General features: G+C 67.1%; 16 protein-coding genes. 15 read left to right on the top strand and 1 reads right to left on the bottom strand.

The features are described from left to right. Positions 1-7 precede the first annotated feature (7 nt). The 11 genes from PSm6_RS09420 (at position 8) to PSm6_RS09470 (ending at position 13,191) form a co-directional block, all read left to right on the top strand. The gene (locus tag PSm6_RS09420) at positions 8-1,378 is read left to right on the top strand and encodes a DUF1329 domain-containing protein (protein WP_031287008.1); all 1,371 of its coding nucleotides are present in this window, start codon (positions 8-10) and stop codon (positions 1,376-1,378) included. A 177-nt stretch (positions 1,379-1,555) separates the two neighbouring features. Then, positions 1,556-4,111, top strand: coding sequence for a LuxR C-terminal-related transcriptional regulator (locus PSm6_RS09425; RefSeq protein ID WP_265170110.1), 2,556 nt, complete (start codon positions 1,556-1,558; stop codon positions 4,109-4,111). A 520-nt stretch (positions 4,112-4,631) separates the two neighbouring features. Next, a complete protein-coding gene (locus PSm6_RS09430) occupies positions 4,632-5,753 on the top strand; it encodes a Re/Si-specific NAD(P)(+) transhydrogenase subunit alpha (protein WP_021217424.1) in 1,122 nt (373 codons plus the stop codon). Between the two features lie 12 nt (positions 5,754-5,765). After that, a complete protein-coding gene (locus PSm6_RS09435; protein WP_021217425.1) occupies positions 5,766-6,080 on the top strand; it encodes an NAD(P) transhydrogenase subunit alpha part 2 in 315 nt (104 codons plus the stop codon). Positions 6,081-6,082: 2 nt separating this feature from the next. Beyond that, a complete protein-coding gene (locus PSm6_RS09440; protein ID WP_043243046.1) occupies positions 6,083-7,519 on the top strand; it encodes an NAD(P)(+) transhydrogenase (Re/Si-specific) subunit beta in 1,437 nt (478 codons plus the stop codon). Between the two features lie 265 nt (positions 7,520-7,784). Then, positions 7,785-9,278, top strand: a complete 1,494-nt coding sequence (gene scpC, locus PSm6_RS09445; RefSeq protein WP_265170111.1) for a succinyl-CoA:acetate CoA-transferase ScpC — start codon at positions 7,785-7,787, stop codon at positions 9,276-9,278. Between the two features lie 313 nt (positions 9,279-9,591). Further along, the gene (locus PSm6_RS09450) at positions 9,592-9,804 is read left to right on the top strand and encodes a DUF1127 domain-containing protein (protein ID WP_021222302.1); all 213 of its coding nucleotides are present in this window, start codon (positions 9,592-9,594) and stop codon (positions 9,802-9,804) included. A gap of 252 nt (positions 9,805-10,056) precedes the next feature. After that, entirely contained in the window at positions 10,057-10,266 is a 210-nt protein-coding gene (locus PSm6_RS09455) for a DUF1127 domain-containing protein (RefSeq protein ID WP_021222303.1), read from the top strand. Positions 10,267-10,391: 125 nt separating this feature from the next. Further along, the gene (locus PSm6_RS09460; RefSeq protein WP_021222304.1) at positions 10,392-10,709 is read left to right on the top strand and encodes a DUF2388 domain-containing protein; all 318 of its coding nucleotides are present in this window, start codon (positions 10,392-10,394) and stop codon (positions 10,707-10,709) included. A 182-nt stretch (positions 10,710-10,891) separates the two neighbouring features. Then, on the top strand, positions 10,892-11,212 hold the full coding sequence (locus PSm6_RS09465; protein ID WP_021222305.1) for a DUF2388 domain-containing protein: 321 nt from the start codon (positions 10,892-10,894) through the stop codon (positions 11,210-11,212). Between the two features lie 20 nt (positions 11,213-11,232). Beyond that, entirely contained in the window at positions 11,233-13,191 is a 1,959-nt protein-coding gene (locus PSm6_RS09470; RefSeq protein ID WP_031288853.1) for a DUF7844 domain-containing protein, read from the top strand. Between the two features lie 401 nt (positions 13,192-13,592). On the opposite strand, the gene PSm6_RS09475 is transcribed toward PSm6_RS09470, so the two are convergent. Continuing rightward, the gene (locus PSm6_RS09475; protein ID WP_021222307.1) at positions 13,593-13,994 is read right to left on the bottom strand and encodes a GFA family protein; all 402 of its coding nucleotides are present in this window, start codon (positions 13,992-13,994) and stop codon (positions 13,593-13,595) included. 90 nt (positions 13,995-14,084) lie between these two features. On the opposite strand from PSm6_RS09475, the gene PSm6_RS09480 reads away from it, so the two are divergent. From PSm6_RS09480 to PSm6_RS09495, 4 genes are all read left to right on the top strand, one after another. Beyond that, entirely contained in the window at positions 14,085-15,035 is a 951-nt protein-coding gene (locus PSm6_RS09480; protein ID WP_265170517.1) for an AEC family transporter, read from the top strand. Then, positions 15,032-15,373, top strand: coding sequence for a DUF2388 domain-containing protein (locus PSm6_RS09485; protein WP_265170113.1), 342 nt, complete (start codon positions 15,032-15,034; stop codon positions 15,371-15,373). The genes PSm6_RS09480 and PSm6_RS09485 overlap by 4 nt, the downstream gene beginning before the upstream one ends. Positions 15,374-15,642: 269 nt before the next feature. Next, positions 15,643-16,950, top strand: a complete 1,308-nt coding sequence (locus PSm6_RS09490; protein WP_265170114.1) for a CitMHS family transporter — start codon at positions 15,643-15,645, stop codon at positions 16,948-16,950. Between the two features lie 106 nt (positions 16,951-17,056). Next, the gene (locus tag PSm6_RS09495) at positions 17,057-17,818 is read left to right on the top strand and encodes a TerC family protein (RefSeq protein ID WP_021222311.1); all 762 of its coding nucleotides are present in this window, start codon (positions 17,057-17,059) and stop codon (positions 17,816-17,818) included. The last annotated feature ends 11 nt before the right edge of the window (positions 17,819-17,829 follow it).

The following is a 17,829-nucleotide window of genomic DNA, read 5'->3' on the forward strand; positions in this document are numbered from 1 at the left end:
TCGCACAATGAGAACCACAAGAATCCTGCAAGGCGGTGTGCTGGCCCTCAGCCTGCTGGCCGCCACCGTGATGGCCGCGGTATCGCCCGACGAAGCGGCCAAGCTCGGCACCAGCCTCACCCCGCTGGGCGCCGAGAAGGCCGGCAACGCTGACGGCAGCATCCCCGAGTGGACCGGTGGCCTGCCCAGGAACGCCGCGCCGATCGACGCCAATGGCTTCCTCGCCGACCCCTTCGCCAGCGAGAAGCCGCTGTTCACCATCACCGCCGCCAACGCCGCGCAGTACAAGGACAAGCTCTCCGAAGGCCAGCTGGCGATGTTCAAGCGCTACCCCGAGACCTACAAGATCCCGGTCTACACCACCCACCGCACCGCCGCCGCGCCAGAGGCCATCTACGCCGCCGCCAAGCAGAGCGCGGTCAACACCCAGCCGGTGGATGGCGGCAACGGCCTCTCCAACTTCGCCGCCAGCCACTACTACGCCTTCCCCATTCCCAAGGACGGCGTCCAGGTGCTGTGGAACCACATCACCCGCTACCGCGGCGGCAACGCCCGGCGCCTCGTGGTGCAGGTCACCCCGCAAACCAACGGCTCCTTCTCCCCGGTGCAGTTCCAGGACGAAGTCGCCTTCCCCGGCGACATGACCGACCTCGACCAGGACAAGGCCGCCAACATCCTCCTCTACTTCAAGCAACGGGTCCTCGCGCCCTCGCGCCTGGCGGGCAACGTGCTGCTCGTCCACGAGACCATCGACCAGGTCAAGGAGCCGCGCCTGGCGTGGATCTACAACGCCGGCCAGCGCCGCGTGCGCCGCGCGCCCCAGGTCGCCTATGACGGCCCCGGCACCGCCGCCGACGGCATGCGCACCGCCGACAACTTCGACATGTTCTCCGGCGCGCCCGACCGCTACGACTGGAAGCTCATCGGCAAGAAGGAGATGTACATCCCCTATAACAGCTACAAGCTCGACTCCACCTCGCTCAAGTACAAGGACATCGTCCAGGCCGGCCACATCAACCAGGACCTGACCCGCTACGAGCTGCACCGCGTCTGGGAAGTCGAAGCCACCCTCAAGTCCGGCGAGCGGCACATCTACGCCAAGCGCCACATGTACATCGACGAAGACAGCTGGCAGGTGGCCCTGGTGGACCACTACGACGGTCGCGGCCAGCTCTGGCGCGTCGGCGAAGGCCATGCCGAGTACCACTATGGCCAGCAGGTTTCCGGCTACACCCTGGAAGCCCTGTACGACATCATCGCCGGCCGCTACATCGCCCTGGGCCTGAAGAACGAGGAGAAGCACGGCACCGAGTTCGGCTTCAAGGCCAGCGGCGCCGACTACACCCCGGCCGCCCTGCGCAACGCCGGCATCCGCTGATCCAACCAACGCTCCAACCGCTGCAAACGCGCCCCGGCCTGTCCGGGGCGCGTGCGTTCCGGGGTTGCGTTATGGCGCACAATCATTCGCGGCCATAGCGCTTCAACTGTGGCCGCCTTGGGTCTAGTCTCAATGACCACGGTTCATCCCATAACAACAACATCCGCGAGAACCGCCATGCCCCGCAGCAGCTCCGGCGTTCCGTCCGTTCGCGCCCCCCACCCGAGCATCCCGCGCCTGCCGCCGGCCCACGTGCCGCGCCCCCGGCTCACCGAACGCCTGCTCGCCGAACAGAGCCGCCTGCGCCTGCTCTGCGCCCCCGCCGGCTTCGGTAAAAGTGTGCTGTTCAGCGAACTGCTGCTGGGCCTGCGTGACCCGGGCCAGGTGCTCTGGCTCAACCTCGCCGGCCAGGCGCTGCAACCCCAGCAACTGGTCGCGCAGATCGCCACCGCCCTGCAGCGCCCGGTGCCCGACCTGCCTGCGCCACTGGCCCTGCTGCAACTGCTGGACGGCGGCAACCAGCTCCTCTGGCTGGTGCTCGACGACTACCCCAGCCAGCCGCCCGCCGAACTCGACGCCTGCATCGACCAGCTCCTCGCCCGTGCCCTGCCCAATCTGCAGCTGCTGGTCAGCGCCCGCCAGCGGCCGGACTGGAACCTGCCGCGCCTGTTGCTGGCCGGCGAGCTGCAGGAGCTCGACGCCACCCAGCTCGCCCTCACCCGTGACGAACTGGAGCGCCTGGTCGACCAGCTCGCCCCCCAAGCCAGCGAAGCCCAGCGCCAGGAGCTCTGGGAAGAAAGCGAAGGCTGGTGCGCCGGCACCCGCCTGCAACTGTCCAGCCGCAACCACCCCCACGCCGGCAACGCGGCAGCCACCACCCACTGCTGGCTCAAGGAATACCTCGACCACGAACTCCTCGCCCGCCTGGGTGAGGAAGAAGCCCGCTGCCTGTTCGCCCTGGTCCACCTGCCCAAGGTCTCCGCCGACCTGTGCCGCCAGCTGTGGGAAGAAAGCGACGGCGCCGACCTGTTCTCGCGCCTGCTCGCCCGCCAGGCCTTCTTCATGCCGCTGGACGACGACGGCCACTGGTACCGGGTACTCCCCGCCGTGGCCAAGGTCCTACGCAACCGCATTTCCGCCACCGCCGCCGCGCACCTGCACCTGGCCGCCTGCCGGGTATTCATCGCCGCCGGCCAGGTGGAAGACGCCATCGAGCAAGCGCTCTGCGCCGGGCAACCGGAAGTCGCCGCCAACTACCTGGAGCACCTGGGCCAGGAATGGCTCACCGGCGAACAGCACCTCGCCCACCTGCTGGCCTGGCGCGGCCGCCTCCCCGCCCTGCTGCTGGAAAGCACGCCGCGCCTGCTCACCCTCAACGCCTGGGCCCTGCTCCTGGCTTGGCGCCTGGACGAAGCCGAGGACTGCATCCACAAGCTCGGCCGCTTCCTGCCCCAGGCCGACGGCCGCCGCAATCGCAAGCTGCTGGCCAACTGGCAGGCGCTGCACGGCGTGCTCGGCGCCCTGCGCGGCCGCCCCGGGCAGGACGCCACCCTGCACTGCCAGCAAGCCCTGGAGCACCTGCCCGAACGGGACTGGATGCCCATCCTGCTGTGCCACTCCGCCCTCGCCCGCATCGCCATGGCCAGCGGCCAACCCGACCTCGCCCCGGTGTGCCTGCACGACGCCCTGGAAATCGCCCGCCGCCAGGGCAGCCTGCTGTTCGAAACCCTGATCAACCTCGATCGCACCCGCCTGTTGCTGCTGCGCGGCGAATTCGCCCGCGCCCAGGGGCTGGTGACCCAGAGCTTCGCCCTGATCGGCCAGCGCAAGGCGGTGGACGGGCTGCTGCTCGGCCGCCTGCACCTGATCCAGGGCGAGCTGCACCTCATCCACGGCCGCCTCGACGAAGGCGAAGCCGAGCTGCGCATCGGCCTGGCACAAGCCCTGGAATGCGCCGATCCCTTCGCCCTGCACGGCTACCTCGGGCTGGCCGAGCTCTGCTCGCGGCGCGGCGAGTTCGACCAGGCCTTCGTCCACCTGCGCGATGCCGAGCGGGAGATGCATTGCCGCCAGGTCTGGCGGCTGTCCTTCAACGGCGTGCTCAGCCTGCAGAGCATGCGCGTGCTCGGCCGCCAGCAACGCTGGGATCGCGTCGAACCCGTGGGCCTGCGCATCCAGCGCTACTTCGAAGGCGAAAGCCCCTGGATGCCACCGCTGGACTACCCCACCCTGCCGCTGCGCAACCTGCTCCTGCTGGCCCGCGTGCACCTCGCGGAAGGTCGCGCCGAACAGGCCGAGGCCATGCTGCGCCCGCTGCTGCAGCGCTGCGAATTCCTCCAGTTCCGGCCGCTGGCCTGTGAAGTGGGCCTGGCCCTGGCCGAAGCGGCGCGCTGGCTCGGTCTCGAAGACGCCGCCAACCTGGAGCGCGATGCCCGGCAACAGGCCGCGAGCCTCGGCATGCAGGGCCTGCTGCAGGAATGGCCGGCCGCCAGCAGCCCCACCGGGCGCCCCGGCGTGGCAGGCGAGACCGACAACAGCAACCTGCTCAGCCAGCGCGAACGCTCGGTGCTGCAACTGCTCGCCGAAGGCTTCTCCAACCAGGAGATCGGCAGCTACCTGTTCATCTCGGTGAACACGGTGAAAACCCACACCAAGAAGATCAACAGCAAGCTCGGCGTGAAGCGCCGCACTCAGGCGGTGATGCGCGCCAAGAGCCTCGGCCTGCTGGTTTGAGGCCCACCCGCGACAATCCACCACAGGGCGCACCCGCCCTGCCTGTACATACCCCTCTGGAATGGGCCTTTCGAGAATATTTGACCCTGTAGTCAAATATTCATCAAAGCTACAGAAGCCCCGTTTTCCAGACACTTATGGCAACTATAAAAAACGCTGACTAACAGTCGCGCCGCCAATAACGGCAGGATGTCGCGGCCTCCCCAGTGGGTCCGGCATGGCCTGATGGACAGCCATTCATGTCAGGGATGTCATTTCCCGCCCACAGGGCCTCCGGATAGGCTTCGCAGCCAGCCCGGGCGGTGCTTTGAATCAAATGGCCGTTTTACCGGTCAATTGGTGACTTGTAGTTACTGCTGCGTTTAGCTTCAGAACTCCTTGAAGCACTCGCGGTTCGCCTGCAAAATGCCGCGCCCGCCGGTTCACACCCCGTGCACCAGCGGTTTTGTGCTGATCCGCCCCCGCCAGAGCGCCAACGTAGTGCGCTGGTCAATCACAACGATCACGCAGGAGAATTTACGTGCACATCGGTGTTCCTCTCGAAACCCTGGCCGGTGAAACGCGGGTAGCCGCGACTCCCGAGACCATCAAGAAACTGATCGGCCAAGGCCATCAGGTCACCGTCCAGAGCGGTGCCGGCGTCAGCGCCAGCATCACCGACGCGGCCTATGAAGCCGTCGGCGCCACCATTGGCAGCGACGCCGCCGCCTTCGGCGCCGACCTGGTGCTGAAGGTCGTGGCCCCGTCCGACGCCGAACTGGCCCTCATGAAGGCCGGCACCGTGCTGGTCGGCATGCTCAACCCGTTCAGCAACGAGACCATCGCGCGCATGAATGCCCGCGGCATCACCGCCTTCGCCCTCGAAGCGGCGCCGCGCACCTCCCGCGCCCAGAGCCTCGACGTGCTGTCGTCCCAGGCCAACATCGCCGGCTACAAGTCCGTGCTGCTGGCCGCGCACCATTACCCGCGCTTCATGCCGATGCTGATGACCGCTGCCGGTACCGTTAAGGCCGCGCGCATCCTCATCCTCGGTGCCGGCGTCGCCGGCCTGCAGGCCATCGCCACGGCCAAGCGCCTGGGTGCGGTGATCGAGGCGTCCGACGTACGCCCCGCAGTGAAAGAGCAGATCGAATCCCTCGGCGCCAAGTTCGTCGACGTTCCCTTCGAGACCGACGAAGAGCGCGAATGCGCCCAGGGTGTTGGCGGTTACGCCCGCCCGATGCCGGCTTCGTGGATGGAGCGCCAGGCCAAGGCGGTGCACGAGCGCGCCAAGCAGGCCGACATCGTCATCACCACCGCACTGATCCCGGGCCGCAAGGCACCGACCCTGCTGCACGAAGCGACCGTCGCCGAAATGAAGCCGGGCTCCGTGGTCATCGACCTGGCAGCGGCACAAGGCGGCAACTGCCCGCTGACCGAGGCCGAGCAGGTCGTGGTCAAGCACGGCGTCACCATCGTCGGCTACAGCAACCTCGCGGCCCTGGTGCCGGCGGACGCTTCGGCCCTCTATGCGCGCAACCTGCTGGACTTCCTCAAGCTGGTCCTCGACAAGGACGGCCAGTTCCACGTCAACCTCGAAGACGACATCGTCGCCGCGTGCCTGATGTGCCGCGACGGGCAAGTCGTCCGCACCAACGGCTAAGGGGCAGCGGACATGGATATGATTTCTGACGGCATCTACAACCTGATCATCTTCGTGCTGGCGATCTACGTCGGCTACCACGTGGTCTGGAACGTCACCCCCGCCCTGCACACCCCGCTGATGGCCGTGACCAACGCCATCTCGGCGATCGTGATCGTCGGCGCCATGCTGGCTGCCGCCCTCACCGTCACCCCGCTGGGCAAGGCAATGGGCACCCTGGCCGTGGCGCTGGCCGCGGTCAACGTCTTCGGTGGCTTCCTGGTCACCCGACGCATGCTGGAAATGTTCAAGAAGAAAGCGCCCAAGGCGTCGGCGGAGAAGCACTGACCATGAGCATGAACCTGATCACTGTTCTCTACCTCGTCGCCTCGGTGTGCTTCATCCAGGCACTCAAAGGCCTGTCGCACCCGACCACGTCCCGTCGCGGCAACCTGTTCGGCATGATCGGCATGGCCATCGCCGTGCTCACCACCATCGGCCTGATCTGGAAGCTGGGCGCCGAGCTGGCCACCCAGGGCATCGGCTACGTCATCGTCGGCCTGCTGGTCGGCGGCACCGCCGGCTCGATCATGGCCAAGCGCGTTGAAATGACCAAGATGCCGGAGCTGGTCGCCTTCATGCACAGCATGATCGGCCTGGCCGCCGTGTTCATCGCCATCGCCGCCGTCATCGAGCCGCAATCCCTGGGCATCGTTGCCGCCCTGGGTGATGCGATCCCGGCCGGTAACCGCCTGGAGCTGTTCCTCGGTGCAGCCATCGGCGCCATCACCTTCTCCGGCTCGGTGATCGCCTTCGGCAAGCTCTCGGGCAAGTACAAGTTCCGTCTGTTCCAAGGCGCACCGGTCCAGTTCAAGGGCCAGCACCTGGTCAACCTGGTGGTCGGCCTGGCCATCATCGGCCTGGGCCTGTACTTCACCCTCACCGGTGACATCCGTGCCTTCGCCCTGCTGGTGGCCCTGTCCTTCGTCATCGGCGTGCTGATCATCATCCCGATCGGCGGTGCCGACATGCCGGTCGTGGTGTCGATGCTCAACAGCTACTCGGGCTGGGCGGCGGCCGGTATCGGCTTCTCGCTGAACAACTCGATGCTGATCATCGCCGGCTCGCTGGTGGGTTCGTCCGGTGCAATCCTCTCGTACATCATGTGCAAGGCGATGAACCGCTCGTTCTTCAACGTCATCCTCGGTGGTTTCGGCGGTGCGGCAGAAGCGGCCGGCCCGGCTGGCGCCCAGGAAGCCCGCCCGGTGAAATCGGGTTCGAGCGACGACGCCGCCTTCCTGCTGACCAACGCCGACACCGTCATCATCGTCCCCGGCTACGGCCTGGCGGTGGCCCGTGCCCAGCACGCGCTGATGGAACTGGCCGAGAAGCTGACCCACCGCGGCGTGACCGTGAAGTACGCGATCCACCCGGTTGCCGGCCGTATGCCGGGCCACATGAACGTCCTGCTGGCCGAGGCCGAAGTGCCTTACGAGCAGGTGTTCGAGATGGAAGACATCAACTCCGAGTTCGGCCAGGCCGACGTGGTCCTGGTGCTCGGCGCCAACGACGTGGTCAACCCGGCTGCGAAGAACGATCCGAAGTCGCCGATCGCCGGCATGCCGATCCTCGAGGCCTACAAAGCCAAGACCGTGATCGTCAACAAGCGCTCGATGGCCAGCGGCTACGCCGGCCTGGACAACGAACTGTTCTACCTCGACAAGACCATGATGGTCTTCGGCGACGCCAAGAAAGTCATCGAAGACATGGTCAAGGCGGTCGACTGACCCCTGCCCCGCACCACCGAAAACCCCGGCCACGCGCCGGGGTTTTCTTTTATGAGCCCCAAGGAGCAAGAGACCACACCGTAGGATGGGTAGAGCGAAGCGAAACCCATCGCCAAGCCGTGCCGAATCGCGAATGAATTCGCTCCTACCTCCTTTCGTACCCTCCACTCATGCACCCGCTCTTCGACCTTGGTATAGAAGGCGCCGGCCCCCGGAGCCCCTAGACTGCGCGGCTCGTCTCCCCCGTTGTCCGAGGTTCCACCCCATGTACCCTGATCGCGTACGCCTGCCCTCGTTGCTGGGCAAGGTAATGAGTGCGGCTGAAGCTGCGTCCCTGATCGAAGACGGCATGACCATCGGCATGAGCGGCTTCACCCGCGCCGGCGAAGCCAAGGCCGTGCCCCGGGCGCTGGCCGAGCGCGCCAAGCAGCAGCCGCTGCAGATCACCCTGATGACCGGGGCGAGCCTGGGCAACGACCTCGACAAGCAGCTCACCGAAGCCGGGGTGCTGGCCCGGCGCATGCCCTTCCAGGTGGACAGCACCCTGCGCAAGGCGATCAACGACGGCAGCGTCATGTTCATCGACCAGCACCTGTCGGAAACCGTCGAGCAGTTGCGCAACCACCAGCTCAAGCTGCCCGACATCGCCGTGATCGAAGCCGTGGCCATCACCGAGGAAGGCCACATCGTGCCCACCACCTCGGTGGGCAACTCGGCCAGCTTCGCCATCTTCGCCAAGCGGGTGATCGTCGAAATCAACCTGGCCCACGACACCAACCTCGAAGGCCTGCACGACATCTATATCCCCACCTACCGGCCGACCCGCACGCCGATCCCGCTGACCCGCGTGGACGACCGCATCGGCGCCACGGCCATCCCAATCCCGCCGGAGAAGATCGCCGCCATCGTCTTCACCGAGCAGCCCGACTCGCTCTCCACCGTGCTGCCGCCGGATGCCGAAACCCAGGCCATCGCCGACCACCTGATCGCCTTCTTCGGACGCGAGGTCGAGGCCGGGCGCCTGTCCAACAGCCTGGCGCCCCTGCAGGCCGGCATCGGCAGCATCGCCAACGCCGTGATGTGCGGGCTGATCGACTCACCCTTCCAGGACCTCAGCATGTACTCCGAGGTGCTGCAGGACTCCACCTTCGACCTGATCGACGCCGGCAAGCTCAGCTTCGCCTCCGGCAGCTCCATCACCCTCTCCGCGCGCCGCAACGCCGACGTCTTCGGCAACCTCGAGCGCTACAAGGACAAGCTCGTGCTGCGCCCGCAGGAGATATCCAACCACCCCGAAGTGGTGCGCCGCCTGGGCATCATCGGCATCAACACTGCCCTGGAGTTCGACCTCTACGGCAACGTCAACTCCACCCACGTCGGCGGCACGAAGATGATGAACGGGATCGGCGGCTCGGGGGACTTCGCCCGCAACGCCCACCTGGCGATCTTCGTCACCAAGTCCATCGCCAAGGGCGGCGCCATCTCCAGCGTGGTGCCCATGGTCAGCCACGTGGACCACACCGAGCACGACGTCGACATCCTCGTCACCGAACAGGGCCTGGCCGACCTGCGCGGCCTGGCGCCCCGCGAGCGCGCCCGGGTGATCATCGACAACTGTGTGCACCCTGATTTCCGCGCCGCGCTGGGGGACTACTTCGAGCGCGCCTGCGCCAAGGGCGGCCACACCCCCCACCTGCTGCGCGAAGCCATGGGCTGGCACATCAACCTGGAAGAAACCGGGCGCATGCTCGCCAGCTGAGCACCGGTACAGCAGGCTTTTTACTGACATACAGGTCAAAAAACAGCTTGCGGTGAAAAGCCAACTGTACTGCTGACAAACCCTGCCGAAGTTCACTTCGGCAGTTAAAACTGCGGTTTCTAGTCTTTTGCCGAGGGTTTCAACGGGACACCATTACAGCTGACCGAAATATTGCCAGCACAGTTAGTTAGCTTGCTCAGTACTACCCGTACAATTTCAATCAGCTGTGACTACAGGGTTGTTTGTTCTGGACAGAAAATAGGCACCAGACAAACCCCTCTAGCCCCGCCACAAGCGGGAAGGAAGCGCCACCATGGAACGTACCCTCAGTTCCGACCTGATCTTCAACACCGAATCGACCGTCAAAGCCGCCTGGCCGCTGCGCGTCATCTCCACCCTGCTGATGTGGCAACGTCGTATCTCCAGCCGCCATCAGCTCGCGATGCTCGACTCCCGCCTGCTGGCCGACGCCGGCATCAGCGAGGCGCAGCGCGAACTGGAGCTGAACAAGCCCTTCTGGCGCTAAGCCCGAAGCGGCGCCAGCCGCACTGCAACACCTGACAGAACCCGCCGCAGAGGTATTGCCGGCGGGTTTCGTTTTTTCAGGGCCGCGAAAAGCGAACGGAACAGCCCGACGCAATAAGGCCGATACAGTTGCCGCCCCGCAACCACTGACCCAATACAATTACGCCTTGCTGTCTCTGCCACGCGGCGCACCCGCACGCCAATATGGTCTCCCATAACCCGAACCCGCCCTGGAGCGGGAAGGAAGACCGCCATGGAACGCAGCTTCGTTTCCCCTGCCCCCGCCGACTCCCCCCGGCAACGCACCCCGCTGGCCATCCGCCTGTTCGCCCGCATCGCCGAGTGGCAGCGCAACCTGCGCACCCGCCATCAACTGGCACAGTTGAACGCACAACAGTTGGCGGATATCGGGCTCAGCGAGTGCGACCGCAGCCAGGAACTGGACAAGCCCTTCTGGCGCTAGGCAAGCAAGCCGTCGGGCACGGGGGCTTTTCGCCAGTACTGGAAGGGCCCCTGCCGCTTCGCTAGGCTTCACGCCATGGGGCGCCGCGCGTGCGGTGCCCTTCGTCCCGTACAGGAGTTATCCCCATGTCCCTTTCCCGCCTGCTTGGCGCGGCCACCCTGCTGGCCCTGGCCACCAGCGCCTCGGCCACCAGCTTCGTGGTCACCACTGATGCCGTCGTCGGTGCCGTCGGCGCCACCATGGATGCCACCTCGGATGTCACGTCCTCCCTGCGTGACGACAAGCTCGTGCTGGCCGCCCGCGACGACGCCGCCAGCTTCGTCGCCAGCTCCGGCGACATCCGTGGCGCACGCCTCGAAGCCGCCCTCGTGCACATCCGCAGCGCCCAGCCGCAGCTGCTGGCCAGCGACCTGCAACTGGCCGAAGCCATCCTCGCCCTGTGACGCCCCTCCCGGCAGGCGCGCCCCGCGCCTGCCGGCCCTGGCCCTGAACCCCGCATTCCGCTAGCCTTGGCGCCCGCCGCGCCCCTGGCCCGGCAGCCCTTTGCGCCGCTTCGCTCGGTTGGAACTGCGCCCGGGGTTTTTCGTCCAATGACCCGTACAGTTTTCACCTTCGGAGAGACCCCATGCGTCGCACGCTGATTGCCGCCGCCACCGCCCTCACCCTCGTTGCCGGCGCCGTCCAGGCACAGACCCTGGTTGCCACCAGCAATATCATCGTCCGCGCCTTCGGCCGCAGCATCGACTTCACCTCCGACACCACCACCTCGGTCCGCGACATGAAGGTGGTCCGCGAGGCCCGTGACGACGCCGCCAGCTTCGTCGCCAGCTCCGGCAACATCCGTGGCGTGCAGCTGGAAGCCGCCTTCAGCACCCTGCGCGAGCGCCTGCCGGAGGCCCGCGACGCCAGCGACGAAGCCCTGGCCCAGGCCATCCTCGCCCTCTGATCAGCGCCTTGAACCCGCGCCTGCCCACTGTCCTGCGCTGGCTTTGCCTCGCGGGGATAGTGGCGAGCGCAACAGTTCGGGCCGACCTGCAACTGGACCTGAACAGTGATGGCCTGAGCGCGCCCCAGCGCCAGGCCAGCCAGCAGTTGCTGGATGAAGCCCTCACCGCCCTGCCGCCGAGCTTCATCCAGCGCCTCGACCGCCGCGTCGAGGTCACCTGGGCCGATGACCTGCCCGACAACGCCTACGGCCGCGCCACCCGTATCGACGCCCTCGACCTCAACCGCGCCCTGCTGCCGGCCCTGGCCGATGGCAGCGCCGCCACCGAGAAAACCAACCGCCCCCACGGCACCGTGCGCCGCGAACTGCTGGCCACCGTTCTCCACGAACTCACCCACCTCTATGACCGCGCCCGCTGGCGCACCGCGGCCGAGCGCAGCCAGCAGTTCCGCTGCGGCCTGGCGGCCAGCAGCACCGGCCTGGTGGGCCAGCGTGGCGAATGCCGGGGACAGGTGGCGCGCCGCTTCAGCCTCAGCGACGACCCGCGCCTGCTCGACCTCGCCGGCTGGCCGCAACAGGTCGGTCGCCGGGGCGCACGTGAAGCGGAGAACCACCAGGCCGCGCGCAGCCCGGATCTCTACGAACTGAGCAACCCGCGCGAATTCGTCGCGGTGAACATGGAGTACTTCCTCCTCGCCCCCGCCTTCGCCTGCCGCCGCCCGGCGCTGTACCGCTACCTGCGCCAGCACTTCGGCTGGGCCCCGGCGCAGCAGGCCGAGTGCGGCAAGGACCTGGCCTACCTCAACGCCGGGCGCGACTTCGGCCGCCAGCCCCTGGGCCGCCTCGACCCCGAGCGGGTCTATGAGGTGGATTACCTGTTCGCCGAGGCCAACGACAACTGGGTCAGCCGCTGGGGCCACAGCATGCTGCGCCTGGTCATCTGCGCCCCCGGCCGGCCCCGTGGCCCCGACTGCCGCCTCGACCTCGACCAGCACCTGGTGCTGTCCTACCGCGCCTTCGTCGGCGACGTGCAGCTCTCCAGCTGGGACGGTCTCACCGGCGCCTACCCCTCGCGCCTCTTCGTGCTGCCGCTGTCCCAGGTGATCGACGAATACACCAAGGTGGAAATGCGCAGCCTCGCCTCGGTGCCGCTCAAGCTCGACCGCGAGCAGGTGCAGCAACTGGTGGAGCGCGCCGCCGAGATGCACTGGAGCTACGACGGCAACTACTGGTTCCTCTCCAACAACTGCGCGGTGGAAACCCTCAAGCTGCTGCGCAGCGGCACCGGCGACCCGCGCCTGAACGACCTCGACAGCATCATGCCCAACGGCCTGCTGGCCCTGCTGGAAGGGCGCGGCGTGGCCGACCCGGAACCGCTGCGCGACCCCAGGGAAGCCCTGCGTCTGGGCTACCGCTTCGACTCCTTCCGCGACCGCTACCAGGCCATGTTCAGCATCGCCCGTGAACGCCTGAAGCTGCCGCAAGCCGACGTGGAAACCTGGCTCGACCTGCCCGGCGACCAGCGCCGCCCCTGGATCGCCAACGCCGACCTGCGCGCCAGCGCCGCCCTGCTGCTGCTGGAGCAGGCCGCCATGCGCAAGCAGATGCTCCTGGCCCAGGACGAGCTCAAGCGGCGCTACCTCGACAGCCGCGAGACGCTCGGCAACGCCGAGTTCTCCAAGGCCGGCGGCACCCTGGAGCAGATCCTCGCCAACAGCGGCTTCCTCAGCCGCCCGGCGGACATGCTCGAAGGCGGCTACGGCCTGCCCCAGACCAGCGAATGGCAGCGCCTGGAAGCCGAGAGCAGCAGCCGCCAGCTGAAACTGCGTGGCCTCACCGATGATCTCGACCGCGAGCTGCACCAGCTCATCGACCCGCGCATCCTCGCCGAGCTGGACGCCGTGCAGCTCAACCTCGACCAGCTCAGCGCCCACCTGCGCCAGCTGCACAAGGACGCCGGCGGCATCGAATTGCCCTGACGGCCTCGCCCTACGGATAGCCCCAGCGGTGGGCTGAAGCCCACCCGATCAAGGCGCAGGCCGATAAGGAATGACTCCTGCCGGAAACCATCTGCGTGGGTTTCGCTGCGCTCTACCCACCCTACGTATTGCCGCCACGCCGTGGCATGAGCCCCGTAGGTCGGGTGCAACCCGGCGTCCCGTACACAGAACCTTCGCGGGTTTCACCCGCCCTACGCAGGCGCTGCCGTGACGGATGGCAGCACCGTAGGATGGGTTGAGCGAAGCGATACCCATCACCGCGATGGTGAGTGCGATGAGGGACTTCCCACCGAGCGCTAAGTGTCTACGGCGGCTTTGTATCCGCTCAGCCCGACTGTTCTGTGATCCCATTGTTTAGCCACAGGGGCGGCATGGGCCGGCTACAGCGTCTCCTCCTGCTCCTCCGGCAGGCCCGGGTCCAGGTGCAGCCAGGGCAGGCGGCTGCGCACCCAGATGTGCCGGTCCGGCAGGGCCTGGGCCACGTCGTCCATCGTCGCGGTGGTCACGTCCATGGTGCCCGGGCTGTGCTGGGTAAAGAGGCCGAGCAGGCAACCGCAGCCGCTGCAGAAGTACCGCGAGCAGCCGGGGGAGGAGTGGTATTCCGCCGGCTCGCCACGGGTCCAGGTGAAGGACGCCAGGGGCACGGTGATCCAGGTGGTGACGATGCCGCCGCTGGTGCGCCGGCAGTCCGAACAGTGGCAGTGGGCGATATCGGTGAGCGGGGCGTCGAAGCGGTAGCGCAGCCGCCCGCAATGGCAGCCGCCCATATGGACCTGGGTCATGGGTACATCCTCCTGTGCAGTGAGAAAACCTAGACGCTGAAATCCACCTCGGCCATGGTCGGCTTGCGCGCGAGCGCAGCCTTGCACAAGATGACCGCCTCTCCAACCGGACCACCGGACGTCGCTGTGATCCCATTGCTAGAGGCCCTCTGGCCCCTGTTCGCCTTGATAGTCGGCGGCTACGTGCTGCGCCTGAAGGGCTTCCCCGGCGATGCCTTCTGGCCTGCCGCCGAACGCCTCAATTACTTCATCCTCTTCCCCGCGCTGCTGTTCAGCAGCCTGGCCACGGCGCCGCTGGACAACCCCGCGCTGCCGCGCCTGGCCCTGGCGGTACTGCTGGGCCTGGGCATTGCCTGGGTGGCCTTGCTGGTGACCAAGCGGGTGCTGGGCTGGCCGGCGGCGCGCTTCGGTGCCATCACCCAGGGCGTGCTGCGCTTCAACACCTACCTGGGGCTGGCGGCCATCGGCAGCCTGTTCGGCAAGGAGGGCCTGGCCATCGCCGCGCTGATGCTGGCGTTGATGGTGCCCACGGTGAACCTGCTGTCGGTATGGTCGCTCACCGCCGAGCGCGGGGTCAGCGCCAAGGGCCTGCTGCTGCCGATCGCCAGGAACCCGCTGATCCTCGCCTGCCTCGCCGGCGCCGCTTACAACCTCGCCGGCTTCGGCCTGGGTGGCGGCATCGACCGCCTGCTCAACCTGTTCGCCGTGGCCAGCCTGCCCCTGGGCCTGCTCTGCGTCGGCGCGGCCCTGCAACCCCGCGAGCTGAGCGGCGAGCTGCCGGCCCTGGGCTGGAACTGCGCAGTGCGCCTGCTGGCCATGCCCGCCCTGGCCTTCGCCGTGGCGCGCCTGCTCGGCCTGCCGGCGATGGAGAGCAGCATCCTGGTGCTGTTCTTCGCCCTGCCCACCGCCCCCACCGCCTACGTGCTGACCCGCCAGCTGGGCGGCGACGGCCATCTGATGGCGGGCATCATCACCCTGCAGACGCTGCTTTCCGGGGCGACCCTGCTGCTGGTGCTGGCCTTGTTGCAGGGGGTTGCATGAACGCCCGCTGGCTTTACGGGCTGCTGCCCTGCCTGGCGCTTCAGCCGGCCCTGGCTGCGCCAATTGAGGAACAGAACCCGTTCGTCCAGGGCGCCGTATACGCCGGGGTCATCACCCTGTCGCCGTTTTTCACCCTCACCTTCAGCCTGCGCTCCATGGGCGGCGGCGAGCCCCGGTTGGTGCTGGTGCGCGACGATGCGGCGAGCTTTCTCGCCAGTGACGGGGCCATCCGTGGCGCCCAGCTGGAAGGTGCGCTGCAAGTGCTGCGCCAGCGCGAGGAGCTGGCCCGGTACAGCGACCAGGAATTGGCCGAGGCGATACTCGCCCAACCGCTCTGAGCGCCGCCCGTCCGGAATTCGCCGCACGTTCACCGCCCGTTCGCTGCGAAAGCTGGCTGAAAGCTTCGCCCCTTAGCATCGCCCCACTGCCGGCAAAGACCGGCCGCCGGGCGCTGCATCCGCTCCGCCCGGCAACCCCGACAACAACAAAATGGGTGATTGCCATGTTCCGCTCCTGCCGCCTTCACGGCCTCGTTCCGCCCCCTCTCCGTACCCGACCCGCGCGCTGAACCCGCCCCGCCCTCGTCGCCCCTCGTCCGGAGATTCCCATGCTGACCTTCCTTGGCTTCGCCATGGTCATGACCTTCATGTACCTGATCATGACCAAGCGCCTGTCCGCGCTGATCGCACTGATCATCGTCCCCATCGCCTTCGCCCTGCTCGGCGGCTTCGCGGCCGGCATCGGCCCGATGATGCTGGAGGGCATCGGCAAGCTCGCGCCCACCGGCGTGATGCTGATGTTCGCCATCCTCTACTTCGCCCTGATGATCGACTCCGGGCTGTTCGACCCCGCCGTGCGCGCCATCCTGCGGGTGGTCAAGGGCGACCCGCTGAAGGTCTCGGTGGGCACCGCCGCCCTGGCGCTGATCGTCTCCCTCGACGGTGACGGCGCCACCACCTACATGATCTGCGTGGCCGCCCTGCTGCCGCTCTACAGCCGCCTGGGCATGAGCCCGCTGATCATGGCGGGGCTGATCATCCTCGCCGGCGGCATCATGAACATGACCCCCTGGGGTGGCCCCACCGCCCGCGCCGCCAGCGCCCTGCACGTGGACCCGTCGGACATCTTCGTGCCGATGATCCCGGCCATGGTCGCCGGCGCCGTAGCGCTGTTCGCCCTGGCCTGGGTCTATGGCAAGCGTGAGCGGGCCCGCCTCGGCGTGCTGCAACTGCCGGACGAACAGATCAGCCACGACGAGATCAGCGTTTCCCAGTACCCGGAAGCGCGCCGGCCGAAACTGCTGTGGGTGAATGCGGCGCTGACGGCCACGCTGATGGTGACGCTGATCGCCGGCCTGCTGCCGCTGCCGGTGCTGTTCATGATCGCCTTCAGCATCGCCATGATCATCAACTACCCCTGTCTGCAGCAGCAGAAGGAGCGCGTCGCGGCCCATGCCGGCAACGTGCTGGCGGTGGTGGGGCTGATCTTCGCCGCGGGCATCTTCACCGGCATCCTCTCCGGCACCGGCATGGTGGAGGCGATGTCCAAGAGCCTGCTGGCGGTGATCCCGCCATCCCTCGGGCCGTACATGGCGGTGATCACGGCGCTGGTGAGCATGCCCTTCACCTTCTTCATGTCCAACGACGCTTTTTATTACGGCGTGTTGCCGGTTCTCACCGAAGCGGCGGGCCATTACGGCATCAGCCCGGTGGAGATGGCGCGGGCCTCCATCGTAGGCCAGCCGGTGCACCTGCTCAGTCCGCTGGTGCCCTCCACCTACCTGCTGGTGGGCCTGGCGAAGATCGAATTCGGCGACCACCAGCGCTTCACATTGAAGTGGGCGGTGATGATCTGTCTGTGTATCCTGCTCGCCGCACTGTTACTCGGCGTGTTCCCGCTGTTCGGTACACACTGAACCGCAGGCGACGCGCCCTCGCCGAAGCCGGAAATGCCCCCGCGCACTTTCCGGCTTCGTCGTGCTCCAACCCCCTGAACGCAGCAACGCACGAGGAAACCGCATCATGGAATGGCTGACCAGCCCGGAAATCTGGGTCGCCTTCTTCACCCTGACCGCCCTGGAGATCGTCCTGGGCATCGACAACATCATCATGATCGCCATCCTCGTGGGCCGCATGCCGCCGCACATGCAGGCACGCACCCGCTTCTTCGGCCTGGCGCTGGCGATGGTCACCCGCATCCTGCTGCTGCTGTCGATCACCTGGATCATGCGGCTCACCGCCGACCTGTTCCACGTCTTCGACCAGGGCATCTCGGGGCGCGACCTGATCCTGTTCTTCGGCGGCCTGTTCCTGCTGTGGAAGAGCAGCACCGAGATGTACCACAGCCTCGAAGGCGAGGATGAAACCGAGCAGCCGCAGGCCGGTGGCGCCGCGCGCAACTTCATCGGCACCATCATCCAGATCGCCATCATCGACATCGTGTTCTCCCTGGACTCGGTGATCACCGCCGTGGGCATGGTTTCCCACGTGCCGGTGATGGTCGCCGCCATCGTCGTCGCCGTGCTGGTGATGATGGCCGCCGCCGGCACCATCAGCGACTTCATCGACAAGCACCCGAGCCTGAAGATGCTGGCCCTGTCGTTCCTCGTGGTGGTCGGTACCGTGCTCATCGCCGAGTCGTTCGAAGTCCACGTGCCGAAGGGCTACGTCTACTTCGCCATGGCCTTCTCCCTGGCCGTGGAAGCCCTGAACATCCGCATGCGCACCGCGCGCAAGCGCAAGGAAGACCCGGTCAAGCTGCGCAAGGACATCCCCGGGGAATAAGCCCGGGCGTC

The sequence above is a fragment of the Pseudomonas solani genome, assembly GCF_026072635.1.
GTDB lineage: Bacteria > Pseudomonadota > Gammaproteobacteria > Pseudomonadales > Pseudomonadaceae > Metapseudomonas > Metapseudomonas solani.